23 protein-coding genes and 2 pseudogenes are annotated in these 23,815 nt (G+C 58.3%); 17 read left to right on the forward strand and 8 right to left on the reverse strand.

The features are described from left to right. Positions 1–77 precede the first annotated feature (77 nt). A complete protein-coding gene (gene yghX, locus EAH78_RS11730; protein ID WP_140667681.1) occupies positions 78–965 on the forward strand; it encodes a YghX family hydrolase in 888 nt (295 codons plus the stop codon). A gap of 20 nt (positions 966–985) precedes the next feature. On the opposite strand, the gene EAH78_RS32145 is transcribed toward yghX, so the two are convergent. Together EAH78_RS32145 and EAH78_RS11735 are read right to left on the reverse strand one after the other, a co-directional pair. After that, on the reverse strand, positions 986–1,129 hold the full coding sequence (locus EAH78_RS32145; protein ID WP_161599682.1) for a hypothetical protein: 144 nt from the start codon (positions 1,127–1,129) through the stop codon (positions 986–988). 8 nt (positions 1,130–1,137) lie between these two features. Next, on the reverse strand, positions 1,138–1,926 hold the full coding sequence (locus EAH78_RS11735) for a DeoR/GlpR family DNA-binding transcription regulator (protein WP_140667682.1): 789 nt from the start codon (positions 1,924–1,926) through the stop codon (positions 1,138–1,140). Between the two features lie 126 nt (positions 1,927–2,052). On the opposite strand from EAH78_RS11735, the gene EAH78_RS11740 reads away from it, so the two are divergent. Beyond that, a complete protein-coding gene (locus tag EAH78_RS11740; protein ID WP_140667683.1) occupies positions 2,053–2,934 on the forward strand; it encodes a serine hydrolase domain-containing protein in 882 nt (293 codons plus the stop codon). Positions 2,935–2,967: 33 nt separating this feature from the next. Here the strand turns inward: EAH78_RS11740 and EAH78_RS11745 are convergent, their stop codons facing one another. After that, entirely contained in the window at positions 2,968–3,636 is a 669-nt protein-coding gene (locus EAH78_RS11745) for an ATPase (RefSeq protein WP_140667684.1), read from the reverse strand. 173 nt (positions 3,637–3,809) lie between these two features. Between EAH78_RS11745 and EAH78_RS11750 the strand changes: the two genes are divergently transcribed. The 4 genes from EAH78_RS11750 to EAH78_RS11765 all read left to right on the forward strand — a co-directional run bounded on the left by EAH78_RS11750 (position 3,810) and on the right by EAH78_RS11765 (position 6,648). Next, on the forward strand, positions 3,810–4,286 hold the full coding sequence (locus EAH78_RS11750) for a hypothetical protein (protein WP_140667685.1): 477 nt from the start codon (positions 3,810–3,812) through the stop codon (positions 4,284–4,286). Between the two features lie 59 nt (positions 4,287–4,345). Then, positions 4,346–5,254, forward strand: a complete 909-nt coding sequence (locus tag EAH78_RS11755; protein ID WP_140667686.1) for an alpha/beta fold hydrolase — start codon at positions 4,346–4,348, stop codon at positions 5,252–5,254. Positions 5,255–5,437: 183 nt separating this feature from the next. Continuing rightward, positions 5,438–5,686: a hypothetical protein gene (locus EAH78_RS11760; RefSeq protein ID WP_140667687.1), complete on the forward strand. Its 249-nt coding sequence runs from the start codon at positions 5,438–5,440 to the stop codon at positions 5,684–5,686. Between the two features lie 221 nt (positions 5,687–5,907). Beyond that, on the forward strand, positions 5,908–6,648 hold the full coding sequence (locus EAH78_RS11765) for a hypothetical protein (RefSeq protein ID WP_140667688.1): 741 nt from the start codon (positions 5,908–5,910) through the stop codon (positions 6,646–6,648). 39 nt (positions 6,649–6,687) lie between these two features. On the opposite strand, the gene EAH78_RS11770 is transcribed toward EAH78_RS11765, so the two are convergent. Further along, entirely contained in the window at positions 6,688–7,491 is an 804-nt protein-coding gene (locus tag EAH78_RS11770) for a hypothetical protein (RefSeq protein WP_140667689.1), read from the reverse strand. Positions 7,492–7,837: 346 nt separating this feature from the next. Between EAH78_RS11770 and EAH78_RS11775 the strand changes: the two genes are divergently transcribed. From EAH78_RS11775 to argE, 6 genes are all read left to right on the forward strand, one after another. Then, complete coding sequence (locus EAH78_RS11775; protein ID WP_140667690.1) at positions 7,838–8,443, forward strand: SCO family protein; 606 nt, start codon at positions 7,838–7,840, stop codon at positions 8,441–8,443. Next, entirely contained in the window at positions 8,443–8,916 is a 474-nt protein-coding gene (locus tag EAH78_RS11780; protein WP_140667691.1) for a copper chaperone PCu(A)C, read from the forward strand. The genes EAH78_RS11775 and EAH78_RS11780 overlap by 1 nt, the downstream gene beginning before the upstream one ends. Positions 8,917–9,093: 177 nt before the next feature. Beyond that, positions 9,094–10,440 (forward strand): flavin-containing monooxygenase, encoded by a 1,347-nt coding sequence (locus EAH78_RS11785; protein WP_430539932.1) that lies wholly within the window; start codon positions 9,094–9,096, stop codon positions 10,438–10,440. Between the two features lie 21 nt (positions 10,441–10,461). Further along, on the forward strand, positions 10,462–10,878 hold the full coding sequence (locus EAH78_RS11790) for a RidA family protein (RefSeq protein ID WP_140667693.1): 417 nt from the start codon (positions 10,462–10,464) through the stop codon (positions 10,876–10,878). 180 nt (positions 10,879–11,058) lie between these two features. Next, the gene (locus EAH78_RS11795; protein ID WP_140667694.1) at positions 11,059–11,736 is read left to right on the forward strand and encodes a DUF1028 domain-containing protein; all 678 of its coding nucleotides are present in this window, start codon (positions 11,059–11,061) and stop codon (positions 11,734–11,736) included. Continuing rightward, the gene (gene argE / locus EAH78_RS11800; RefSeq protein ID WP_140667695.1) at positions 11,733–12,881 is read left to right on the forward strand and encodes an acetylornithine deacetylase; all 1,149 of its coding nucleotides are present in this window, start codon (positions 11,733–11,735) and stop codon (positions 12,879–12,881) included. Before EAH78_RS11795 ends, argE begins: the two co-directional genes overlap by 4 nt. Positions 12,882–13,062: 181 nt before the next feature. Here argE and EAH78_RS11805 read toward each other — a convergent pair whose 3' ends face one another. After that, complete coding sequence (locus EAH78_RS11805; RefSeq protein WP_140667975.1) at positions 13,063–14,010, reverse strand: LysR family transcriptional regulator; 948 nt, start codon at positions 14,008–14,010, stop codon at positions 13,063–13,065. A 229-nt stretch (positions 14,011–14,239) separates the two neighbouring features. Between EAH78_RS11805 and EAH78_RS11810 the strand changes: the two genes are divergently transcribed. The 3 genes from EAH78_RS11810 (at position 14,240) to EAH78_RS11820 (ending at position 16,820) form a co-directional block, all read left to right on the forward strand. Next, positions 14,240–15,274 (forward strand): sensor domain-containing diguanylate cyclase, encoded by a 1,035-nt coding sequence (locus tag EAH78_RS11810; protein WP_140667696.1) that lies wholly within the window; start codon positions 14,240–14,242, stop codon positions 15,272–15,274. Positions 15,275–15,591: 317 nt separating this feature from the next. Next, the gene (locus EAH78_RS11815; RefSeq protein WP_140667976.1) at positions 15,592–16,173 is read left to right on the forward strand and encodes a hypothetical protein; all 582 of its coding nucleotides are present in this window, start codon (positions 15,592–15,594) and stop codon (positions 16,171–16,173) included. A 239-nt stretch (positions 16,174–16,412) separates the two neighbouring features. Next, entirely contained in the window at positions 16,413–16,820 is a 408-nt protein-coding gene (locus EAH78_RS11820; RefSeq protein ID WP_140667697.1) for a hypothetical protein, read from the forward strand. A 150-nt stretch (positions 16,821–16,970) separates the two neighbouring features. Here EAH78_RS11820 and EAH78_RS11825 read toward each other — a convergent pair. Next, a pseudogene (locus tag EAH78_RS11825) lies at positions 16,971–18,683 on the reverse strand (arylsulfatase). Positions 18,684–19,501: 818 nt separating this feature from the next. On the opposite strand from EAH78_RS11825, the gene EAH78_RS11830 reads away from it, so the two are divergent. Together EAH78_RS11830 and EAH78_RS11835 are read left to right on the forward strand one after the other, a co-directional pair. Beyond that, entirely contained in the window at positions 19,502–20,329 is an 828-nt protein-coding gene (locus EAH78_RS11830) for a transporter (protein WP_140667698.1), read from the forward strand. Positions 20,330–20,342: 13 nt separating this feature from the next. After that, positions 20,343–20,441, forward strand: a pseudogene (locus EAH78_RS11835) (glyoxalase superfamily protein); the annotation flags it as partial. A 218-nt stretch (positions 20,442–20,659) separates the two neighbouring features. Here EAH78_RS11835 and EAH78_RS11840 read toward each other — a convergent pair. Next, complete coding sequence (locus EAH78_RS11840; protein ID WP_140667699.1) at positions 20,660–21,529, reverse strand: AraC family transcriptional regulator; 870 nt, start codon at positions 21,527–21,529, stop codon at positions 20,660–20,662. Between the two features lie 251 nt (positions 21,530–21,780). Further along, the gene (locus EAH78_RS11845; RefSeq protein WP_140667700.1) at positions 21,781–23,640 is read right to left on the reverse strand and encodes an ABC transporter ATP-binding protein; all 1,860 of its coding nucleotides are present in this window, start codon (positions 23,638–23,640) and stop codon (positions 21,781–21,783) included. Between the last annotated feature and the right edge of the window lie 175 nt (positions 23,641–23,815).

Genomic DNA, 23,815 nt, shown 5'->3' on the forward strand with positions numbered 1-23,815 from the left:
ACCCGGACGAATGGCCCGGGTTGTGGGTCAAACGCTGCTTTACTGGTTCAAATCCTGAATACACGGAAAGCGCCTCGATGGAACGCCTTACCGCTAAAGATTTCGCCCCCGAATTGCTCGAACTCTACGACTATTACGTCCACGGCAAGATTAACCGCCGAGAGTTTCTTGATCGCGCGGCGTTGTTCGCTTTGGGCGGTTTGACCGCCAGCGCGCTGCTCGCGTCCCTGAGCCCCAACTACGCGCTCGCCGAACAAGTGGAATTCACCGACCCGGACATCCTGCCCGAGTACATCACTTACCCCTCACCCAAGGGCCACGGCAATGTGCGCGCGTATCGGGTGCGCCCGGCCAAGGCCAGCGGCAAAGTCCCGGCGGTGGTGGTCGTGCATGAAAACCGTGGGCTCAATCCTTATATCGAAGACGTCGCCCGACGCGTCGCCAAGGCCGGGTTCATCGCCCTCGCCCCCGACGGTTTAAGTTCTGTGGGCGGCTATCCCGGCAACGACGACAAGGGCCGCGAGCTCCAGGCGAAGGTCGATCCGGAAAAGCTCATGAATGATTTTTTCGCCGCCGTCGAATGGCTGATGAAAAACGACACGACTACCGGCAAAGTCGGCATCACCGGCTTCTGCTATGGCGGCGGTGTCGCCAACGCGGCGGCCGTGGCGTATCCGGAACTGGCGGCAGCCGTGCCTTTTTACGGCCGCCAGCCAAAGGCTGAAGACGTGCCCCGGATCAAGGCGCCCTTGCTGCTGCATTACGGTGAGCTGGACAAGGGCATCAACGAAGGATGGCCGGCGTATGAAGCGGCGCTGAAAGCCTCAGGCAAAACCTATGAAGCCTACATTTATCCAGGCTGCAACCATGGCTTCCATAACGACTCGACGCCCCGTTACGATGAGGCCGCCGCGAAACTGGCGTGGGACCGCACGGTGGCGTGGTTTCACAAGTACCTGGCTTAGGTATCAATTCCTTCGATCTTTTACATCACCAAGCCGAATTTTTTATTTGTCCCCGGCTTATTCAAGATGTCGCCATCTTGGATAAGTCGGACGACCCCCTCATGAACCTGAATTTTGCCTTTGCCTGCTTCATCGTCGTGTCGTTTGCGATTGCGTTGGGTCATGGCTGAGCTCAGGCATCAACCTGAATCACTTCAATACCCCACCGCTGATAATCCTCAACATTGCCCGGCGCCATGTGTTGTTCGGTGATCAGTGTGTGGATGCGATTGCACGGCGCGACCACGAACGGTTCCACCGCCCCCAGTTTGTCCGCCATGGTCACCGCCACCACGTGTGACGCGCTGTCGAGCATCGCCTGCTTCACCGGCACCTCATCGAAATGCAACGAGCTGATGCCGACGTCCGGGTGAATTGCGCAAACCCCGGTGAACAGCAAATCGGCCTTGATCCCCTCAATCAGCCGCAACGTTTCCTGCCCGCTGGCCGACATCGTCGCGGGATTGAGTTGCCCGCCCGCGAGGATCACTTTGATGCCTTTGTAGTCGGCCAACGCGATGGCGATCATCGGCGACGCGGTAATCGCCGTGATGGCAATGTCCGCGGGCAGCGACCGCGCGATCTGCAGCGTGGTACTCCCCGAATCGAACAGCACAATCTGGCCATCCTGCACCCGGCGGGCAGCGAGTTGCGCCAGGCGCGTTTTCACTTCATCGGTTTCACCGACCCGGGTGAAGAAATCCTTACCCGTGTCTTTAGGTCGCGGCAACGCCCCACCATGCACCCGTTGCACCAGTCCTGCGCTGGCAAGCTCTGACAAATCGCGGCGGATGGTGTCTTCGGACACGGCGAAATGCTGGCTCAACTCAGAGGCCATGACTTTGCCGTCGCGCTCAAGGATCAGGAGGATTTTCTGCCGGCGCACGGAAGGGAGCTCGGATGCAGCGTGCTGGTCTTGCATGTTTATGCCTGTTTTTGCGTGTTTGTGCGAGATTAGCCATGCCGCTGGAAAAACACAATCGGCGCGGTGATTGAGGGCGTTTCTGGCAAACTCCCACCGTGCCTTCGTCCAGAGCAGCCATCGCCCATGCTTGTCGCCCTTGTCTCAAACGGTTCACTTCTTACGCCTGCACAACCTGAGGTGACGGTGCCCTGGTGGAGTTTCACCAAGACCGTGCTCAGCGCCGCCGCGTTGTCGCTGGTGCGTGATGGCCTGTTCGACCTGGACGATACGCTGCCGGAAGGACCGTTTACCTTGCGCCAACTGTTGCGGCATGAAGCCGGGCTGGCGGATTACGGGGAGTTGGCGGAATACCACGCGGCCGTGGCGGGCAACGAGACGCCGTGGTCCGCCGATGAAATGCTGCGCCGGCTTGACGCTACCCGGTTGCGTTACACACCCGGTGACGGCTGGCGCTACTCGAACGTTGGCTACCTGTACGTGGCGAATTTCATCGAGCGCCTGACGGGTCTTGCGCTGGAAGAAGCGCTGACCCGACTGGTTTTCTCACCCCTCGGTTTGTCAGGTGTACGCCTCGCCACGACGCCTGCCGATCTGGAAGGCGTGAGGATGGGCGCCGCGCAATCGTACGACCCGGGCTGGGTTTATCACGGCCTGCTGGTTGGCCCGTTGGATCAAGCCGCTGTTTGTCTGGATCGTCTACTGGCCGGCCAGACCCTGCCGCCGGCGTTGCTGCGCGAGATGCAATCGGTTCGTACGCTTGGCGGGCCGATCACCGGGCGTCCGTGGGTTGCGCCGGGTTACGCGCTGGGCCTGATGCAAGGCGCGGTCGAAGGTGGACTGGTTTTAAGTGGACACACCGGCGGCGGGCCGGGCAGCGTGATCGCGGTCTATCGGTGTGGCGAAGATGACAACACCGCGAGTTGCGCGGTGTTTGCTGAGGGTGGCGCCGAAGGGGCTGTCGAGGCGCAAGCTGTGAGTCACTTGATGAGCGCGGTGATTCAATAATCCCGATCCCACTTTGCACGCCGACCCCCGACGTCAGTTACTCGCCACTTGCGCCACATTGCCCGACGTCACCAGCGCCTTCAGCGAAGTATCAAATTGCTTCAGCGCATTCACCTGCAATTCGGTTTGCCGGTCGATTTGCGCCGCAATTTCAGGGGCCGCTTTGCCGTGTACCCAAACCGACGGCATTTGTTGGGCGCGTGAGCCTTCGGCCTGGCCGATGTACTGCAGATTCGCATCATAGAACTTGGCCATGAACCGTGCTTCGACCTGATTATTGCGCTTGGACACCAGGCGGCTATAGGTGTCCAGCATCACCACCACGTCAGGATGGGCTTGCACCAGTGCGTCGAGGTTGTCGTAGACCGTCACCGAGCTGAACTGTTTTTGCAGCGAGCCCATAAGCCAGTTAATCGCAAGTTTCGGATCGGAGCTGTTGACGAACGCACTGCTGATGCGCGAATCAAGCTGCGGGTTCTTCGCGCCGTTCACCGCCACCGCATGGTACTGCTCGAGGTATTGCAGGGTGTTGACGGTGTTTTCGCTGTAGAGCACACCCACTGATTGGGCATGTTGCAGGCTGGCTGTGCTGTCGGCGACAGGGGCGAAATGGCAAGCCGGATCAGCCGCGTAGGCCGGCACGGTGGCGGCGACGCTGCCGGTGAATACAGCGATAAAAGCCAGCAAGGTAGACATTCTCATCGCACAGGTTCCTTCAAAGGCGAATTCGGTATGTGGCTATCCTCCTCCCATGGCGAAAAAACAGAACTTGCATTCCTTGATGGTAATTATTGATTAAACCAATGGTTGCGCGATGAGCCTCGGTCTACGCTGCACTGACGCCCCTTTTTCCCTGTCACCCATGGAGCCCAACTGTGAACCGGATGCCTTCTGCTGCCCTCTTGCTGACCGTGTTATTTGCCCTGTCGAATCCAGCCTCCGCCGATGCACCGGCCCTGAATGAAGCGCGCACATTGGTCGCCAAAGCGCACATGGGCAGCAACCTCCCCGCCATCGCCCTGTCGGCGGCGCAGGGAACGGTTTCCTGGTCGGTGATTGCCGAGAAGTTGGGGGCTGACGACGCCAACCGCATCGTGTCCGAAGAAATCACCGCGTTGCTGCCCAAGTACCAGCCGGAATGGGACGAGAACCTGGCGCGGGCCTATGAGAAGTCGTTCTCCGAGGAAGAGCTGTCATCGCTGGTCGCTGATGGGCCGGCCTCGCAATACGTGGAAAAAGTAAAAGCCCAGCAAGCCACCGTCGGTGGCGAGATGCGTTCGACGTCGGAGCCGATTGTGGCGGCGCTGGTGACGGAAGCGCTGAAGGCGACCATGGAGAAACGCTTGCCGTAATGCGGTCTACGCTGCTTCAGGTACGCCACTTCCCACGCGTACCTTGGGAGAAGACCGCTATGCTACGCACCTTGCTGACCGCTTCATTGCTGCTTGCACTCAGCCTCCCGGCACAGGCCGGGGTCACACCGTTCCCCGCCGCGTTTCATACGCAGGACATCAGCGTCGAAGGCGTCAAAATCCATGTGCGCGTCGGCGGCAAGGGGCCGGCCGTGGTGATGCTGCATGGTTTCGGCGACACCGGCGACATGTGGGCGCCCCTGGCGGCGGACCTGGTCAAGGACCACACCGTCGTGGTGCCGGACTTGCGCGGCCTGGGGCTATCGGCGATCCCGGAAAGCGGCTACGACAAAAAGACCCAGGCCGGCGACGTCCGTGGCGTTTTGGCGGCGCTGGGGATCGAGCATTCGGTGGTCATCGGCCATGACATCGGCACCATGGTCGCCTTCGCCTACGCCTCGCGTTACCCGCAACTGACCGATCGCCTGGTGGTGATGGATGCGCCGGTGCCCGGCATACCGCCCTGGAACGACATCGTCCGCTCGCCGATGCTCTGGCATTTCGACTTTGGCGGGCCGGACGCCGAGCGTCTGGTGGCGGGTCGTGAACGCATCTACCTGGACCGCTTCTGGAACGAGTTCGCCGGTGACCGCAACAAAGTCGATGAAGCTACCCGTCAGCATTACGCCAAGCTCTATGCCCGCCCCGGTGTGATGCACGCGGCCTTCGCGCAGTTCCGCAGCATTCGTCAGGACGCCGTGGACAACGAAGCCTCGATGAAAACGCGACTGACCATGCCGATACTTGCCATCGGCGGTGAAAAATCCTTTGGGGCCAATGAAGCGATCGTGATGCGCAACGCCGCGGACAACGTCACCGAAGTGGTAATCCCGGGCGCCGGGCACTGGCTGATGGAGGAAGCGCCGACCGCGACCATTCAAGCGATCCGCGCCTTCATCGCGCCGTGACGGCGTCGGTTGATACGCCGCTGTTACGTGGCTGATTCCGGGGATCGCCACGCTGTTACCTTAGCGACCGTGTTGTCACTTCTGCGGGGGCTGGCCGGCCAATAGAGTAGTGCCTTCGGTGTGCAGGCACAGGCTTTCGGCCCGGCTGTCCGCCGATCCCCCCATCACGGAAGAGGTGACACCATGAGTTTCGTCATTGTTGAGAAGAACCAGAGCAGCGTCCCGTCCGAAGCCGATCTGAAAAAGGCCATGGTCGAGTCCGGCGGCACGCCGGGTGAAGTGACCGGCACCAATGCCAGCCGAAAAATGACCTACACCGGCCTGGTCAATCACACGGTGTTCGAGAACAAGCTGATCGATATTGCCAAAGGAAAACGCAACAGCTGGGCCTACAGCTGGGCTGATGCAACGGTGAGTGCGGCGGCGCACTGAGGCCACGGCGGGGTGGTCGAAGGGCCGCCCTGCTGTTTCATCGTTTGATACTCCGCCGTTACACATGCTGTTACCTGCCGGGCTGGAACCGGGTTGACGCGCCCTCTGACTGTAACGCCGAGACACTTCGCCGCCCCGCTCCGCCCGCCTACAGTGAAGCCGTCAATGTGCTCAATGAGCCGTTGATTGCCCGACTCACCACACCAAGGAATAGGGAAACCATGAGCAAATCCATTGCAGTAAGCGAACATCAGAAAACACTTCATGACGACGTGCAGGCCGCCGTCAAATCGCTGCTGGCCGCGCCAACCGCCTTGAAAAGCACTGACTACAGCAAGGTCCTGACGTCGACGCTGGCAGCGACGCAAAAGTCGGTCAAAATCCAGATCGCCGCCGGCGACCTGACCACGCTTAAACAATCAGGCTACAAGTTGTGTTTCGCCAAGAAGGTCGGTAACGAAGCCTTCAACGTGGTCTGGCAGTCCTATGTTCAATACCTGAGCAACAACACCTTCAGCTGGACCCCGCAGTATCAGCTGTTCGGCTCCAATACGTTCCAGGCCAACGTGCAAGTGGAAGTCTCGACTAACATCGTCACGATTGGTCTGGGTCAACAGTCAATACTGGACAATTCGGGCTTGATGGGCCCGGCGACGACCGGTGGCCCTGACACGGCGATCACCCTGATCAACAATTACGGCAACATCCACCCTGGCGTCAGTCAACTGTCCACCGGTATCGATGGCAAGCAGGTCAGCACTCCGATCTATGTGGCCTCCAACCCAGTGGTCCTAGGCTCCACGGCGCTGACCCCGGTCGAAACCATATTGGTGTGGTTCGAACAAAACGTGCAGACCAGCACCATGTTCAGCACCTCGCGCTCTCAATCCGTCGAAATCGACCTGACGTTCGACAACAATGCCGCCCGCCTCTACTCCGGAGGCAGCTGGACCGTCGTGTAAAACCTGCATCCGGGGCAACCTTGCGGTTGCCCCATCTAATCAAGCGTCACCACCGCCACGGGCGAAATACCCGGTCAATGACTGGCAGATCGACTCAGCCAGATCTTCCTGAGTGGCGATGCCATAAGGGCGATTGCGATCAAACTGCTCCGACCAGCGAATCCGCCCCTGTGCGACATCAATCAGGCGCACCGAGGCCCGGACCCGGGTCGACTCAACCCGCACACTGCCCTCCAGCGAATAATGGCCGCGCCCGGCGCGCACCAGGTCCGAGACTTTGGCACTGTTGCGCGGCACTTTCATCAACACATGGTTGCCGCGGTTTTGCGCCTGTTCGAATGACTCGAACAGCCTGCAGCTCAGCTCTTCGCACAAGCCCCGGGCAAAGTCATCGCCGTCGCGGGTGATGCAGGTAAATGGCTGAATCTGCAACACCGGGTGGCGCGTCGCGCTCGCTTTCGGATGATGTCGTTGATAAGCCAGGCGATAACACCCGGCCGGTATGCTCAGGCGTACCGGGTCTTGCTGACCGGTGGTGGTGTAATGGGTCGCGAGTTTGCGGCGCAATCGCCCCACCTGCACGCGCACCACCGGATCGTCGCCGGTGCAGTAAATCGCCGGATCACGGCGAAACACTGCCAGGCCGATGGCGTGCTCGGTGAGCGCAATATTCGGATGTTGAAGGTCATGCTCGAGCAGATAGCGCAGCAGATCGCCCATCCGCCGGGACTTGGCAAACACCGGGCTGGCCAACAGCTGCGCCAGCACCCGCTGGATTTCTTCACGATCGAGTGGTTCGGGGACACCCTCGGCACTCAAATTGCCAACGCGCTTGATCACCATTGCCTGCCTCCGTGCAGGTTATCGACAATCGCTTGCCACCTCATTTGAAGTGGAATGGATACTGAAGTCGTACTCCTTGACCCTGTGCAACGTCTACGCCGGGGAAGGCTCGGACGCTGCAACGTCGAAGCTTAGCAGCCGACAGAAAATGGGTTGAATAATTGCCGCTGGCAACGTGCCCTGTTCGTCTGATCCGTAGTTTTCTGCAGGTTCTGTCTCTGTACCGCAACCTGCGTCGGTCCGACAATGCGCAGCGGACCGCAACAGTTTGTTAATATCCACGCGCTTTTTTAGTCTGATTCATCAGCCGCCCAAGATTTCACGTCGCTACACAGGATTTTCCCCCATGAGTACGTTGTATACCCGTCGCACTGTCCTGCGCGGCATGAGCCTGTTGAGCCTCGGCCTGCTGGCCGGTTGTGATGACAGCAGCAAGCTGTCGTTCAAGTACGGCAAGGACCTCAGCGACAAGATCATGGGCCGGACCTTCAAGCTCAAGGACGCCGATGGCGAAACCCGGATGCTGACCAGCTATCGCGGGATGATGCCGATGATTTTCTTCGGCTTCACCCAGTGCCCGGCCGTGTGCCCGACGACTCTGGCCCGCGCCGCCCAGGCGAAGAAATTGATGGGCCGCGATGGCGAAAAGCTCCAGGTTATTTTCATCACCCTGGACCCTGAGCGCGACACACCGCAGATGCTCGACAAGTACGTCAAATCCTTCGACCCGACCTTTGAAGCGCTGCACGGCACGCTGGAAGAAACCGCCGCCACCGCCAAGGAATTCGGCGTGTTCTTTGAAAAAGTCCCGAACGGTGACAGCTACACCCTCTCCCACACCGCGACCAGTTACGTCTTCGACTCCCGGGGCAATCTGCGCCTGGGCCTGTCCGCGTCCCTTACCGCCCAAGAGTGTGCAGAAGACCTGCTCACCGTCATGGAGGTCTGCTAATGACTGCACCATCCTTCCAACGCATCAAACAACTGGCCCTGGGCCTGTCGCTGATAGGCCTGGGCTTTCAGGCGTCGGCGCAAACCGAAGTTCACGACGCCTGGGTCCGCGCGACCGTTGCCGGCCAACCGTCCACCGGCGCGTTCATGACTGTGCAGGCTGACAGCGACAGCACCCTGCTAAGCGTTCAGTCGCCGGCGGCAAAAACAGTACAGGTGCACCAAATGAGCATGAAAGACGATGTGATGAAAATGGGCATGGTCGAGTCCGTCGCGCTGCCGGCCGGCAAGCCTGTGACCTTCGATCCTCATGGCTACCATGTGATGCTGATTGACCTGACGGCGCAGGTGAAGGAAGGCGATAAAGTCCCGCTGACCCTGACCGTTAAAAACGCCAAGGGCGAGCAGGAAACCATCGAAGTGCAGGCCGAAGCGCGGGCACTCGGCACGATGGATCACAGCAAAATGCACTAAGGCGTTGGCCTTAATGCTGTAACCGTTTCAAACAGGCGTCCGACGACACCCCTCCAGACCCGCCGCCCAGGCGGGTCCGGGCGCTCTGCCTCAGTTATTTATACTCAAATGCCAGCTTAATAATATTTTACCGATACCAGGGTGATCCCTAGTCTTGACCCCAAGAGATGGCAGGCCATTAGCGACCTGAATCCCACTTCGAAGGGTAAAGAGATGACCACAGAAAAAACAAAAACAGACACGCTGATTGTTGGCGCCGGTCAGGCTGGCGTGGCCATGAGTGAACACCTGAGCAAACTCGGCGTGCCGCACCTGGTGCTGGAGCGCAACCGGATTGCCGAGCGCTGGCGCACCGGGCGTTGGGATTCGCTGGTGGCCAACGGTCCAGCGTGGCACGACCGTTTTCCGGGCATGGAATTCGATGACCTGAGCCCCGACGGCTTTGCCCCGAAAGAACGTGTCGCCGATTACTTCGAAGCCTACGCCAAAAAATTCAACGCCCCGGTGCGCACCGGCGTTGACGTGCTGAGCGTCACACGCAATGTCGGCCGCCCAGGCTTCACCATTGAAACCTCCGACGGCGTGATCGAGGCCAACCGTGTGGTGGCGGCCACCGGGCCATTCCAGAAACCGGTTATCCCGCCCATCGCGCCCAAAGATCAGCCGTTCATTCAGATCCACTCGGCGGAATACCGCAACCCCGAGCAACTGCCCGAAGGCGCTGTGCTGGTGGTCGGCGCCGGCTCGTCGGGTGTGCAGATCGCCGATGAATTGCAGCGTTCGGGAAAACAGGTTTACCTCTCGGTCGGCGCCCACGACCGCCCGCCTCGCGCTTATCGCAACCGGGATTTCTGCTGGTGGCTGGGCGTGCTCGGCGAGTGGGATCAGGCGGCAATGAAACCCGGTCGGGAACACGTGACCATCGCGGTCAGCGGTGCCGATGGCGGAAAGACCGTCGACTTCCGTGGCCTTGCCCATCGCGGCATGACCTTGGTCGGCCTGACCCAATCGTTCACGGGCGGCGTGGCGACGTTCCAGCCGAATCTGGCCGAGAACCTGGCGCGTGGCGACGAGAACTATCTGGCATTGCTTAACGCTGCCGACGCTTACATCGAGCGCAACGGCCTGGACCTGCCGGAAGAACCTGAAGCACGCATTACCTTCCCTGATCCAGCGTGCGTGACGAATCCGATTCTTGAGCTCGACTTGGTCAAGGCCGGCGTGACCTCGATCATCTGGGCCACCGGTTTTGCCACCGATTACAGCTGGCTCAAAGTGGGTGCCTTCGACGACAACGGCAAGCCGCAACATCAGCGCGGTGTGTCGAGCGAGCCCGGTGTGTATTTCCTCGGCCTGCCGTGGCAGTCGCGTCGTGGGTCTTCGTTCATCTGGGGCGTTTGGCACGACGCGAAATACGTGGCTGATCACATCGCCATCCAGCGTTCGTACCTCGACTACCACGATGCGGCGCAGCGTCAGGCTGAAGCCGTACCGGTCGCCCATAAAACCACTGTCAGCGCTTAAGTCATTTTCCAGGAGCTTCACATGGCCACGCCAACCCATACCCGTATTCGCATGTTCAACACCAAGGAAACCTACCCGAATCAGAGCCTGGACAACGATTTGTGCCAAGCCGTGCGGGCCGGGAATACCGTTTATGTTCGTGGCCAGGTCGGGACAGATTTCGAAGGCAACCTGGTCGGTCTGGGCGATCCGCGTGCGCAGGCCGAGCAGGCGATGCGCAACGTCAAGCAGTTGCTGGAAGAGGCTGGTAGTGACCTGAGCCACATCGTCAAAACCACGACTTACCTGATTGATCCGCGGTATCGCGAGCCGGTTTATCAGGAAGTGGGCAAGTGGCTGAAGGGCGTGTTTCCGATTTCGACCGGGTTGGTAGTGTCAGCGCTGGGGCAGCCGCAGTGGTTGATGGAGATTGATGTGATTGCGGTGATTCCTGAGTAAGCAGGTACACCGAGTCGCGGCCTTCGCGAGCAAGCCCGCTCCCACATTTGATCTTCTGTGAACACAGAATTTGCGTACGACATCAATCGAATGTGGGAGCGGCGGTGCGACGATTCGACTTGCTCGCGAAGGGGCCCGCCCAGACGACCACTTTTCCAAGGCAAACCAAGGAGCAAAACCATGACCTTCTCCATCACCGCCCGTTGCCCCGAAACCGGTCAGTTCGGCATCGCGATCAGTTCCTCCAGCATCGCTGTCGGCGCCCGTTGCCCGTGGCTGCTGCCGGGTGTCGGCGCGGTCTCGACGCAAAACATCACCTTGCCCTCACTCGGCCCCGAAACCCTTGCCCTGATGGAGCAAGGCCTCGAACCGGCCGAAGCGCTGGACAAAGTCCTGACCCGCAACGGCTACAGCCAATATCGGCAAATCACCGCCATCGACCACCTCGGCCGTACCGCGCATTTCAGCGGCGCGCAAACCCTGGGCAACCACAACGCGGTGTCCGGCGAACACTGCGTAGCGGCCGGCAACATGCTCGCGGACCGCTCGGTGATCGAAGCGATGGTTGAAGCGTTCGAACATGGCGAAGGTCAACTGGCCGACCGATTGCTCGCCGCCATGAAAGCCGCGATTGCTGCCGGCGGTGAAGCCGGGCCGGTGCATTCGGCGGCGATGATCGTGGTCGGTGAACTGACCTGGCCAATCATCAACCTGCGAGTCGACTGGGCCGACGAAAACCCCATCGGTCAGCTCGAAAAACTATGGGACGCCTATCGCCCACAAGTTCAGGACTACATCGACCGCGCCCTCGCCCCGGACAAATCCCCTGGCTACGGCGTCGCCGGAGACGACCGATGAGCCACAGCCGCGAGTTGTTGCAGACGCTGGTGGCCTTCGACACCACCAGCCGCGAATCCAACCTGCACCTGATCGAGTTCGTCCGCGACTACCTCGTGGGCTTCGATGTGCCGTGCGAGCTGGTCTACAACGAGCTACGCAGCAAAGCCAATCTGTTCGCCACCATCGGCCCGGCGGATGTGCCGGGCATTGTGCTGTCGGGGCACACCGACGTGGTGCCCGTCGACGGTCAGCCGTGGACCGTCCCGCCGTTCGAACTCACCGAGCGCGATGGCAAACTCTACGGTCGCGGCACAGCAGACATGAAAGGCTACATCGCCTGCGTGCTGGCGCTGGTGCCGTCGCTGGTGAAGGCCACGCTCCGAGTGCCGGTGCACATCGCGCTTTCTTATGATGAAGAGGTGGGCTGCCTCGGTGTGCGTTCTCTGCTGGCGGCACTGGGTCAGCGTCCGGTCAAACCGATGCTCTGCATCATTGGCGAGCCGACTGAGCTGAAACCGGTGCTCGGGCATAAAGGCAAACTGGCAATGCGTTGCGATGTTCACGGGAAAGCGTGCCATTCGGCGTATGCGCCGCTGGGGGTCAACGCGATTGAATACGCGGCTGAATTGATCGGTGAGCTTGGGCGGATTGGTTACCGACTGAAGGCGCCAGAGCTTCACGATAAACGGTTCGATCCGCCGTTCAGCACCGTACAAACCGGGGTGATTTCGGGTGGCAAAGCACTGAACATCGTCCCGGCCGATTGCCGCTTCGACTTCGAAATCCGTGCCCTGCCCTCGTTTGATCCCAATGATGTGGCGCAGGAACTGAAGGCCTATGCCGAGCAACAGGTGTTGCCGCGCATGCGGGCCGTGAGTGAACAGAGTGAGATCCGCTTCAGCGAACTGTCGGCGTACCCCGGTCTGGCGACCGATGCGCACAGTGAAGCGGCTGAGTTGATTGCCACTTTCTCCGGCTCCCGAGAATTCGGCACTGTAGCCTTTGGCACCGAGGGCGGCCTGTTCGACGCGGCCGGCATCCCCACCGTCGTCTGCGGTCCCGGCAGCATGGACCAAGGCCACAAACCCGACGAATTCGTCAGCTTCCAACAACTCACCGCGTGCGATGCGATGCTGCAACGGATGCTGCTGTCGATCAGCTAATCCTGTCTCCACACACCTCTCCTGTGGGAGCGAGCCGGCTCGCGAAAGCGGTGGGTCAGCGGCGTTGATATTGGCTGGCACGGCCTTTTCCAAACTAGCGCAATAGACTCGGTTCAGCCCCTCCTCCGCCTGCCAAAGGTAACCCTCTCTTTTCCCAAAGAGTGTGTCGCACGGCAGGATTTCAGGCCGTGCGTCGTATAGGGGAAACGTTGAGCGACACCGACGGTGTTGCCTCTGAGGACGCCGCCAGCAAATGCTTGGCCATGAAGTCGACAAACACCCGCAGCTTCGGCGAGCGAAACGGGTTGGCCGGCCAGACCGCACGGAAGGTGCCGGTATGCTCAACATAGTCCGCCAACACCTCGACCAGCCTGCCGTCGGCCAGTTGTTCCCGGCAGGCCAGGTCCGGAATGCACACAATTCCCAGCCCCGATTCAGCGAGGGCAATCAACGGTTCGATGGTGCTTGCGATACTCATCACCGGCACCACCACCTCCTCACCGTCGAGGGACGCACGCAGCGGCCAGCGCTCCAGCTTGCCGGTGCTGGGAAAGCGATGATGCAAGCAGCTGTGATCCGCCAGGTCCGCCGGTTTCAGCGGGATACCGGCCCGTTTGAAATACGCCGGCGACCCCACCAGTTTGAGCTGAAAGTTGCCCAGGCTGCGGGCGATCAGTTGCGAGTCGGCCGCCTCCCCGGCACGTATCACCACATCAAAACCATCGTTGACTATATCCACCAGATTGTCGGAAAAATGCAGATCAAGCTCTATCGCTGGAAAGGCCTTCATGAAGGCCGTGAGGGTCGGCATCATCAGCATACCCGCCAGCGGCAAACTCACCCGCAACCGGCCACGGGGCACAACGCGGGATTGGGCAACCTGCGCCTCCATGGTTTCCAGTTCATTGAAGATTCGCTGGCAGCTGTCCAGCACCTGCTGCCCTTCGTCGGTCAGTTGAATGCTGCGCGTACTGCGATGAAACAAACGCACCCCCAAGCGCTGCTCGAGCCGAGCCACCGCCTTGCCGATGGCCGATGACGAAAGCCCCAGCTGATTGCCGGCCTCGGTGAAGCTCAAGGTCTGCGCGGCACGGGCGAAGATTTTCAGGGCACTGAGGTTATCGAGCATATTCAAGCGGGCAGCCTCCAGTTTCCGGGAACACGGACAGATCGCCCGTGCTGCGAATTGAAGCTCTATGCTAGGCGTGCGATTAAAGGCTCATGGGCCAAAATACCGACGTTTCCGGTCATTCGGCGGCACTGCATAGTCTGATTCCGTTGGCTGAAGCCCCACACTGTTCAGTTATCCGCCGATTAGTCGATAATCGAAATACCCCCTTCAATATCGGCGCGCCCCAATGGATCAGGTTCTTTCTCTTCTCTCCGATACCCTTCCAAAAGCCAAAACCCTGGAGCAGCTAACACGGCCCTTGCTGACCCTGCTCAGCCGGGTAACCGGTATGGAGTCGACCTACCTGACGACCATCGATACCGATGAGGGTGTCCAGCGTGTCGAGTTCGCACGCAACGTCGGTGACATGGTGATTCCTGAAGGGCTGGTCGTGCCTTGGACCGATACGCTGTGCAAGCGGGCGCTGGACGAGAATCGCATGTACTCGGATAACGTTGCCGAATGTTGGGGGGACTCGGACGCGGCCGCGGCCTTGGGCATCCGGACCTACGTGAGCGCCCCCATCAGATCCCAGGATGGGCAACTGCTGGGGACGGTCTGTGCCGCCAGCTCGGATCAGGTGGCCCGCTCTGCTGAAGTGGAACCCTTGCTGATGCTGCTGTCAGGGTTGCTGGGATATTCCCTTGAACGCGGGCTGCTGGTAGAGCGACTCCAGGCTGCCAACGCCGAGTTGACCAAGCTGGCCCTGACCGACCCACTCACCGGCCTGTCCAACCGGCGTGCCATTCTTAACGATGCCGCGCGCCTGTTCGCCCTGGCCCAGCGCGAGAACAAATACATCCTCATGGGTGTCATCGATCTGGACGGGTTCAAGTTCATCAACGATACCCGCGGCCACTTGGCAGGAGACCAGCTACTGCGCGGTGTGGCCGCGCATCTGCAGCATGGCCTTAGAACCAGTGACATCATCGGCCGTACGGGTGGGGATGAGTTCATCGTAATTGCCCTGGGCACACCCTCCGAACACCTGGACCTGGCGGAAGACATGCGACATGCCGCCGAACTGCTGCAGGATCGCCTGTCGAAAGCGACGATTGGGCGATATGAGTTGGACCATGGGCTTGGTGATATTCAATACACCGGTGCGAGTGTCGGGGTCGTGGCCGTGACACCGGGCAGCATGACTGTCGACGAGGCCACAAAGCTGGCAGACCGCGAGATGTACAAGGTGAAACAGCAGCGTAACCGTCAACGGTTGTAGGTATGTCGACGGTCTCAGCGAGCGCGTGCAATCTGGCCAGTCATTCTCGGCCTCCAGCCTGTCTCGTCCGCAATAAAACCGCCTTTTGAAGACTGGGAACCCGAGCTCTATGGACCGCCCTCACCCGGACGCTAAGACCTGACTTTAGCTCACAGACACGAGGGGCCGCAAAGTCGTATTCAGCCGGTGGCGACAGGCTAAAATTGGTCAGCATATCTCCAGAAAATCAGATGCGTTTTTCTTCAGATCGGCTGCCAGAGGGCCTCTTTTCCACTGCTATGCTGACAACATCTGTTTCTACACAAGAGACGAGCAGAATGGCAGCACAAGGCAAGCATACCCCGTTCATGTTCAAGGCTATGGCCTGCTCGGCTGCTGGTTTCCTTGTCGCTTGGGCCGCCATGAAGCTGCTCGACACCTACTTCGACCTGACGTTGATGGCAGATACCAAGGGCTGGCTGCTACGGGTTTTGGATTGGCTTTTGCTGGAAACGCCACTGCCGAATTGGTCTCTGCTGACGATTATCATGTTTTCAATCAGTACGCTGTCTGTAGCGATTTACTACGCCCGCATCACTGACGGAGCTTCCGGCGAGTTACATGAGATAGAGCGAAAGGTTTACAAAAAAAACAACCCTGAGTTTCCACGACTGACAGAAAACCAAACGCTACTGATGGAAGCGTTAACCTATCACGCAAACTTCAGGAAAATTGCAAATTTAGACTCAATTTGCAAACTTGTCTCACTTAGTACGCTAGAAGTTGAAGCCGATTTAAAGCAACTACAAGTTAAACGTCTTGTGAGGCAAAAAGTGACACGGGGTACGTTCGGCGCCACCTTTTTTGAACTTACCCTGGCAGGAAAGGATTATGCATTAGAGCGGTTTGAGCTTACGTAATATCAGTACATGGGTGTGACCTGAAGATAATTTTTTAGGTGACATAGTTAACCAAGCGAGTGACATGATTCACTTGAACGTTCGGTTAGTCAGCATAAATTGGAGAAGAACTACATGACGGGCCCACGTTCAACCATTGGTCGCATTCGCTGGAAACAGGTCGCAAAGGATCAGAAATCCGCTATTACGTTAGTACCTGCAATTTTATTAATTGCACATCGTCAGAGGAACGCCCCGCGATGCGAAACTCACTTAAGCATTCAAGACTTCATTTTGGCTTTTTGCTTACCGTTATCTCAATGGGGCTGACCGCTTGTACCAGTAACGAAAATATTAATTCACCTACCAAGGCAATTGCTCGACCACCTATCGATGATAGCGAGACTTCTTCTGTGCGTGTCACGACTAGCTGGATACAACACTCGCTTAGCCAAACTGAATGCCTGAAACACGCCCAAGCAGCGCTTACAAAAGCGAGATATTTTGTTGATGCAGGTGAACGATCCGTTTTTGGGTTTCGTGAAGGTATGACTTTTTCGATCCGCTGCGACTACGAAGGCGTTGCATTTTTAGCAGTGGCTTATCGACATAGACCCAGTACTGAAACCCAGGATCGGATCTTGAATGAAATAACCAGGTTATTTTAAGGACTAAGGCTAGCGCTATCGTTTGCAGCCCTTCGCGACGGGCAGCAATCGGCCAGATGCGGGCATTCGGAATGAACACTATATCCAATCAAAAAAACGGGCGCCTGTTTGGAACGCCCGTTGATCTATAGCAATGGCTTAGCCACAGCGTTAATCGTGACCGTTATGACCGCTCTGCTGCATGGCTTTGAGAATACCGTCCAGGTTGTAGGTTTCTGGCGCCTGCATTGGCGGGAATTCCTTGTACGACATTAGCTCTTTCTCCCAGAGCAGCTGCCCGATTGGCAGCATGTTCCAGTTGTAGACATAGGCGTTCCCAGGGGAACCCAATGCACCGCCATAGCCCGTGATGGACTTCGCGTCACCGCCGACTGTTGTTTCAAAGGGGTCACGCTTGAGGTTGAGCAGTTGTGTCCAGTGAAAGGTGGTCGCACCAAACAGCCCGCCAGTCGCGGTATCCGGCACCATGGTGTAATACATCTTCCAGTTCTTGTAGCGCACAGCCGAAGGTTGCGAGCCGGTGTAGTAGAAGAAGGTGTCACGCGCCGACTTGTCAGACTTGCCGGTCAGGTAGTCAGTTTGATCCACGCCGTCGAGCTTGGTCTTGACGATACCGGGGTACTTGCCCGCCATGATCTGCTCATTCAGTTCATTGCCCTTCTTGCCGCCAGCGATATTGACCAAGGTCGGCACCCAGTCGAGAGAGGCGAAGATGTCAGTCAGGACCGTGCCTGGCTTGATGACCCCAGGCCAGCGCATGACCAGCGGAGCGCGCATGCCGCCCTCCCAGGTAGTCAACTTGCCGCCCTTGAACGGCGTAGTACCGCCGTCCGGGAAGGTAATGGTTTCCGCGCCGTTGTCGGTCGTAAAGACGACAATGGTGTTGTCCAACTGGCCCATGTCTTCGAGTTTCTTCAAGACATAACCAATATTGTCATCCAGCTGCTTCATGCCCGCTTCATTGGTCCCCCAATCCTTACCGCCAGCCTCACCGACCATGGCCTCATACTTGGGTGGCAGTACCGTGGTGATGTGCATGCGTGCCGGGTTGTACCAGACGAAGAACGGCTTATTGGTCTTCTTCGGATCGTTGCGGTCGAGGAAGTCGATGACCTTGGCGGAGATTTCTTCATCCACAGTCTTCGAGCGTTCCAGTGTCAGCGGCCCTGCGTCCTTGCAAGTGGTGTTCTTCTGCGTACCGTCGCTGGAGACACAGGAAAGGACCGGACGTGGCGGCGTCAGGCAGGTTCCGTCCCTCGGATCGATGGCTCCGGGAACTTCCGGCAGCCCGTTGATCGGAGTGACCTTACAGGGCGGAGCAATGCCTTGCTCTTGCGGAGTTTTGTTAATGTCGACAAAGCTCACGCCCTGCATTGCATCAAGGTGATAGAGGTAGCCCCAGAACTCCTGAAAGCCATGGGAGGTCGGCAGTGCCTCGAAGTTGTCACCCAGATGGTTCTTGCCAAATTCGCCAGTGGTATAGCCCAGATCAAGCTAAAACTTGGACAGCGCGGGTGTACCAGGGCGTAGCCACGATGGGCTGCCGGGCAATTGCGGAGGAATCATGCCGGTACGCAGCGGGTGCATCCCGGTAAAGAAAGCGTTGCGCCCCGCCGTACAACTCTGCTCGGCGTAGTAGGTCATGAATTTCGCACCTTCTTGGGCGATGCGATCGATATTCGGCGTTTCACCGACCGCCAGCCCCTGGTGATAGATGCTCGGCTGCATCCAACCGACGTCATCTGCCATGATGAACATGATGTTCGGTTTATTCTCGGCTGCTTGAATCACTGCTGGCATGCAAGCTGCCACTGCCAGACAGCTCGAAGCCAATGCCACCCGTAATAATTTTCTCGGTTTCATTATTCTGATCCTCTTGCAGTTGATTCACATAACCCCCCATATCGGATAGTCGTGCTCTCATCTCTCAAGGCTCAAAATCTTCAACTGCTCGATCTTCATACTGACGGCCAACAGTTCATTCTTTGGCGCATCATCCGTAATATCTTGAGCTTTGACCTGCAATGGCTTGCGGCTCTTGTCCCATGCATCCCTGGCATTCACAGCCCGTACCCATTACAGGAGGGTTAGTATAGATCCGTATCTATAAGGTGCCGACCGGGTAGACAGGTGGGAAATGCGCCCTCAACACCTCAGCGTCCTCTGACAACCGATGGCTATCCCCCACTCAGCTCATCCAACAAAGCTGGCAATAACGGGGGCAACGTTTGCCGGAGCTGCCCTGGCCGCGAAACTTTGAACATCCAAAGCCATCACTCATCAACGCCAAGCGCAGTAAGTAGCCTGGATATCCACCACCGACTTCTGCGACCGGCAGCAAATGGGTCGGTACCTGCCCTTTGCGACGGGCATCAATCGGCCAACAGCGGACATGCAAGGCTCGGCGCTGAAATCGCACCTACACTCCTCCAGAGCAGTAAACATTTGATGCGCTTCGCTGACTACGCAGTTCAACCGGTTGCTTGTCATGGTCGGCCTGACATCACGCCGTCCAGGTATGGATTTGGAAGCCACCGCTGATCCAGAAGGCGAAGTAGCAACAATCAAAAGGGATGGGAATGTCGCAGTGTTAAATCTGTGGTAGCCCCTGCTTGGGTGAGTTCTGCATGGCGTACTTGAGAGAGCTAGCTGCGTATTTTCTAAGATTTTGGGAGCCAATGATGAATCAAGCAAAATTCACGCTAGGTGGTTCAGTGAGCACAATGGCAGCCTGCGCACTCCTGCTGCAAGCCTCCGGCACGCTTGCACAGGAGCAATCACGAGCCGAACTGGCGAAAAAGCTCAGTAACCCAATCGCCGATTTGATCAGCATGCCAGTTCAGTACAATCACTTGAGAGGATTGGGGCCGAATAATGCGGATGTGAATGTCACCAATATTCAACCTGTGATCCCGATTCACCTGGATGCACAGACCAATATCATTTCGCGGACCATCGTGCCGATCATCAACTTCGATAGCCCAGCGCCTGGTGTGAATGGTCAGTCGGGCATCGGCGATGTCTTGCAGAGTTTTTTTTACTCTCCGGTGGCGGAGGCTGACGGCTGGGTTTGGGGGGTTGGTGCGGCGATTAATGCACCCACCGCCAATAAACAGGAACTGGGCAGTGGCAAGTGGAGTGCTGGCCCAACTGCTGTGGTGCTCAAGCAGCACGACGGCTGGACTTATGGAATCTTGGCAAATAAGTTGAACTCTTTCGCCGGCCAATCCAATCGCGACTATGTCGATAGCACTTTTGTGCAGCCGTTTCTAACGTACACCACCAAAACCTACACCACTTTCGGCATCAATACTGAGTCGACCTATAACGCACATGACGGGGCAACCGAGGGTTGGACTTCACCAGTCAATCTGACGGTTGCGCAGCTGGCAAAGATCGCCGGAAAACCAGTGCAATTCGAGATTGGCTATACCAAATATGTAACCAATCCGACGGATACGCCGACCGATGGATTCCGTGTAGCGGTGACCCTGTTGATGCCGGACTAAAACAGTGCCCATTTACGGATACGTACGTCCGGATATTGTTCAGCAGGGCTGGGGCCAGGTTCTGGAAGTGTATGACCCATTTGGCAACCGAATCCGGATCTGCCAAAGCTGATCTTACTTTATGGGCTGGGTGACCCAATCCGCTTTGGGTCGTTGGCAACCCTTCGTGATAGGCAGCGATCGCCAAATTCAGTCGATTCTGACCGGCAGCTATGGGTCGATTGCTGTTATTCGCTACGGGCAGCAATCGGCCAAAAGCTGCCCCTTGGCGAGGGGCAGCTTACAACAATGAACTCAGCGACGATCGTTTCAAACCAGCAGTAACCTCCGTTATTGCAAAGGCACATAAATATCGGTCTGCCATTGATCCTGCGGTGTCTCGGGGAAAATGCTTAGATAATCGAAGAACAGTGGATGGTCTCGAAGCTCTTCGCCGCTGGTAGGGAGCCAGTCGCGATAGATCGGATAAATCGACTCACCGATGTGATCCGTCGAGCCCACGTGACGCACCACTACGCAGCGCCCGCCAGGGATAACCCTCTCGGTTACGCCGAATTCATTCGCTGCTACCGCCTCGTGAGTCTCGCCGCAGATCGCAAACCTGAACTCATCGGCAGGGGTCGTATCGGGGTTGCCGAAAGGAATACCAAAGCTGCGACTTGATGCCACCGGCGACTGTCCGCTCTGCATGCGCCACTCGATAAATTTACGCACGCTTTCATTAACAAGCCCGGGCGCTCCGCAATGCTCTAATGCTGCAACCCTGACTTCGCAAAACTCCACAATTCGTATCTGCATGATGATGTTCCTGGAAAAATGAGGGATGGTGAACACCGCACTCCAGACCTGCCAATTCGGTTGCTTCCTGAATGCACTCGGCGTCATACCGAACGCCCGCCTGAACGCCCTGGAAAATGCTTCGGGGCTTTCGAAACCCGCACCGAAAGCAGCGTCCAGCACCGAGTAATCCGCGAGGGAAGACAAGCTATGCGCCGCGCGTCGTAGTCGCATCAGTTGTACATAACGTGAAACAGGCACGCCCACGAACGCGGTGAATTGTCGATGAAAGTGAAACGCCGAAAAATTCGCGACTTGGCTCAACGTCTTCACGGACAAGTCACCTTCGAGATTGGCGTCGATGTAGGCGAGTACCAAGTCGAAGCGTTTGGTGTAGGCGGCGTTGCTCGGCAAGTCAGACACTGGATGGAGGCTCCGGGAAATACGGTAGGCAATAGAGTCGACTATATCGGCGTGCCCGCGCCTAGCCGTGTTTGCTCAGGACGCGATTGAATTACCTGTTCGACGTGGCCACCTTGGATGCATCGTCTTGAAGCTACCGGGAAGTCCATCAGAGCCTCCGATTGTAAATCCTGTACGACCGATAGTTTCGGGTCGAGAGCAGCCCATGCCGAGTGGCAATGACCGTGCCCCCTGCTGCGCATTCCTCCCGCTCACACCTGATCCATCGCCTCGACCACGCCCATATCTTCACCGAGGAACCCGCCGCTTTGATGCTGCCACAGCCGCGCATAGATGCCGTTTTTTCCAAGCAATTCGGTGTGAGTGCCCTGTTCGATGATGCGTCCGTCATCCATGACGATGAGCCGGTCCATGGCCGCAATCGTGGACAGCCGATGGGCGATCGCGATCACAGTCTTGCCCTGCATCATTTCATCAAGACTTTCCTGAATGGCCACTTCGACTTCCGAGTCCAGCGCACTGGTGGCCTCGTCAAGCAGCAGGATCGGGGCATTCTTGAGCATCACCCGGGCAATCGCGACGCGTTGGCGCTGGCCGCCCGACAGCTTGATGCCGCGCTCACCCACAAGGGTGTCGTAGCCGGTATGGCCTTGCCGGTCGCTCAGTTGGCTGATGAACTCATCGGCCTGGGCATTGGCCGCGGCGCGGTGGATTTGCGCATCGGTCGCATCGGGACGGCCGTAGGCGATGTTGTCGCGGATGGAACGGTGCAGCAGGGAGGTATCCTGCGTGACCATGCCGATGGCGCCGCGCAGACTGTCTTGCGTCACGTGTGCGATGTTTTGGCCGTCGATGCAAATCTCTCCACTGTCGACGTCATAGAAGCGCAGCAGCAGGTTAATCAGCGTGGATTTGCCGGCGCCAGAGCGGCCAACCAGACCGATTTTTTCGCCCGGACGGATGTTCAGGCTCAGGCCATCGAGCACCTGGCGTTCGCCACTGTAATTGAAGCTCACATTGTCGAAAGTGACTGCGCCGCCGGAGGTCACCAGGACGTCCGCGTCCGGCGCATCCTTCACCTTTGGCCCACGGGTGAAGGTTGCCATGCCGTCCTGCACGGTGCCGATGCTCTCGAACAGCGAGGTCATTTGCCACATGATCCAGTGCGACATGCCATTGATACGCAACGCCATGGCGGTGATGGCCGCCACGGCACCTGCGCCGACCTCACCCTGGTGCCATAGCCACAGGGCATAGCCACCCGCTGCCATGATCAACGCCACCACCAACGCCTGGTTGACGATCTCGAACTGGCTGACCAGGCGCATCTGGCGAAAGCCGGTTTGCTTGAAATCCTCCATCGCTGCTCGCGCGAAGTGCGCTTCACGATTGGAGTGGGAGAACAGCTTCACCGTCGTGATGTTGGTGTAGGCATCCGAGATACGCCCGGTCATCATCGACCGCGCATTGGCCTGTTCCTGCCCGACTTTCCCCAGGCGGGGTACGAAGTACAGCATGGCCAGCCCGAACAACATGACCCAGGCAACGAAAGGCAGCATCAGCTTCAGAGCGAAGCCACCGGCCAGCGCGATGATCGCAATGAAATACACGCCGATCCCGGGGGCGATCTCGATCAGGGTGAACAGCACGTCGCGCACGGCCAGCGCCGTCTGCATCACCTTGGTCGTGACCCGGCCGGAAAATTCATCGGAAAAAAACGAAAGACTTTGCCGCAACATCAAGCGATGAAAGTCCCAGCGCAGCCGCAACGGCAAGTTAATCGCCAATATCTGGTGCTGCACCATCGTGCGCAGCGCCACCAGCCCGACACTGCCCACCATGACGATGCCCATACCCCACAACACGCGACTTTCCTGCGCAGCCGCTTCACCGCCCGCTTGCCAGGTCGAGAGCAGGTCCACGACCTGCCCGAGGAAGGAAAACAGCCAGGCTTCGTAAATCGACACAGCGGCACTGAGCAGTGCAAGCGCAAGGATGTAACCGCGGGCGCCGCGCGTACAGGCCCACAGGAAGCGAGCCAGGCCGCTGGGTGGTGGAGGAACCTCGTCAGGGGGAAAAGGGTCGAGTCTTCGTTCAAACGCACGAAGCATGGTGTTCTCCAAAACGATCAAGTTGAGGGGATTCTGCCATTGAACGGTTGCTTTGAGGGTTTTGCGAAGTTGAGGTATGGCGCTGGTGGCAGGTTGCTCCAAGAGGCCCGTCTGAATGAGCGAGCGCGCTGGCAGTCCCATTCAGGCTAGTGAAGCCATGCACTTTTGTGACAAC

The organism is Pseudomonas arsenicoxydans (assembly GCF_006438915.1).
GTDB lineage: Bacteria > Pseudomonadota > Gammaproteobacteria > Pseudomonadales > Pseudomonadaceae > Aquipseudomonas > Aquipseudomonas arsenicoxydans_A.

Coding starts and splice junctions, on each gene's coding strand:
- EAH78_RS11775 (WP_140667690.1), top strand. CDS start 7,838: ATGAGTACGTTGTATACCCGTCGCACTGTCCTGCGCGGCATGAGCCTG.
- EAH78_RS11770 (WP_140667689.1), bottom strand. CDS start 7,491: ATGGTGATCAAGCGCGTTGGCAATTTGAGTGCCGAGGGTGTCCCCGAA.
- EAH78_RS11740 (WP_140667683.1), top strand. CDS start 2,053: ATGCTTGTCGCCCTTGTCTCAAACGGTTCACTTCTTACGCCTGCACAA.
- EAH78_RS11745 (WP_140667684.1), bottom strand. CDS start 3,636: ATGAGAATGTCTACCTTGCTGGCTTTTATCGCTGTATTCACCGGCAGC.
- EAH78_RS11830 (WP_140667698.1), top strand. CDS start 19,502: ATGAATCAAGCAAAATTCACGCTAGGTGGTTCAGTGAGCACAATGGCA.
- EAH78_RS11845 (WP_140667700.1), bottom strand. CDS start 23,640: ATGCTTCGTGCGTTTGAACGAAGACTCGACCCTTTTCCCCCTGACGAG.
- EAH78_RS11790 (WP_140667693.1), top strand. CDS start 10,462: ATGGCCACGCCAACCCATACCCGTATTCGCATGTTCAACACCAAGGAA.
- EAH78_RS11780 (WP_140667691.1), top strand. CDS start 8,443: ATGACTGCACCATCCTTCCAACGCATCAAACAACTGGCCCTGGGCCTG.
- EAH78_RS11815 (WP_140667976.1), top strand. CDS start 15,592: ATGGCAGCACAAGGCAAGCATACCCCGTTCATGTTCAAGGCTATGGCC.
- EAH78_RS32145 (WP_161599682.1), bottom strand. CDS start 1,129: ATGACCCAACGCAATCGCAAACGACACGACGATGAAGCAGGCAAAGGC.
- EAH78_RS11735 (WP_140667682.1), bottom strand. CDS start 1,926: ATGCAAGACCAGCACGCTGCATCCGAGCTCCCTTCCGTGCGCCGGCAG.
- argE (WP_140667695.1), top strand. CDS start 11,733: ATGAGCCACAGCCGCGAGTTGTTGCAGACGCTGGTGGCCTTCGACACC.
- EAH78_RS11760 (WP_140667687.1), top strand. CDS start 5,438: ATGAGTTTCGTCATTGTTGAGAAGAACCAGAGCAGCGTCCCGTCCGAA.
- EAH78_RS11755 (WP_140667686.1), top strand. CDS start 4,346: ATGCTACGCACCTTGCTGACCGCTTCATTGCTGCTTGCACTCAGCCTC.
- EAH78_RS11765 (WP_140667688.1), top strand. CDS start 5,908: ATGAGCAAATCCATTGCAGTAAGCGAACATCAGAAAACACTTCATGAC.
- EAH78_RS11810 (WP_140667696.1), top strand. CDS start 14,240: ATGGATCAGGTTCTTTCTCTTCTCTCCGATACCCTTCCAAAAGCCAAA.
- EAH78_RS11795 (WP_140667694.1), top strand. CDS start 11,059: ATGACCTTCTCCATCACCGCCCGTTGCCCCGAAACCGGTCAGTTCGGC.
- yghX (WP_140667681.1), top strand. CDS start 78: ATGGAACGCCTTACCGCTAAAGATTTCGCCCCCGAATTGCTCGAACTC.
- EAH78_RS11820 (WP_140667697.1), top strand. CDS start 16,413: ATGCGAAACTCACTTAAGCATTCAAGACTTCATTTTGGCTTTTTGCTT.
- EAH78_RS11805 (WP_140667975.1), bottom strand. CDS start 14,010: ATGCTCGATAACCTCAGTGCCCTGAAAATCTTCGCCCGTGCCGCGCAG.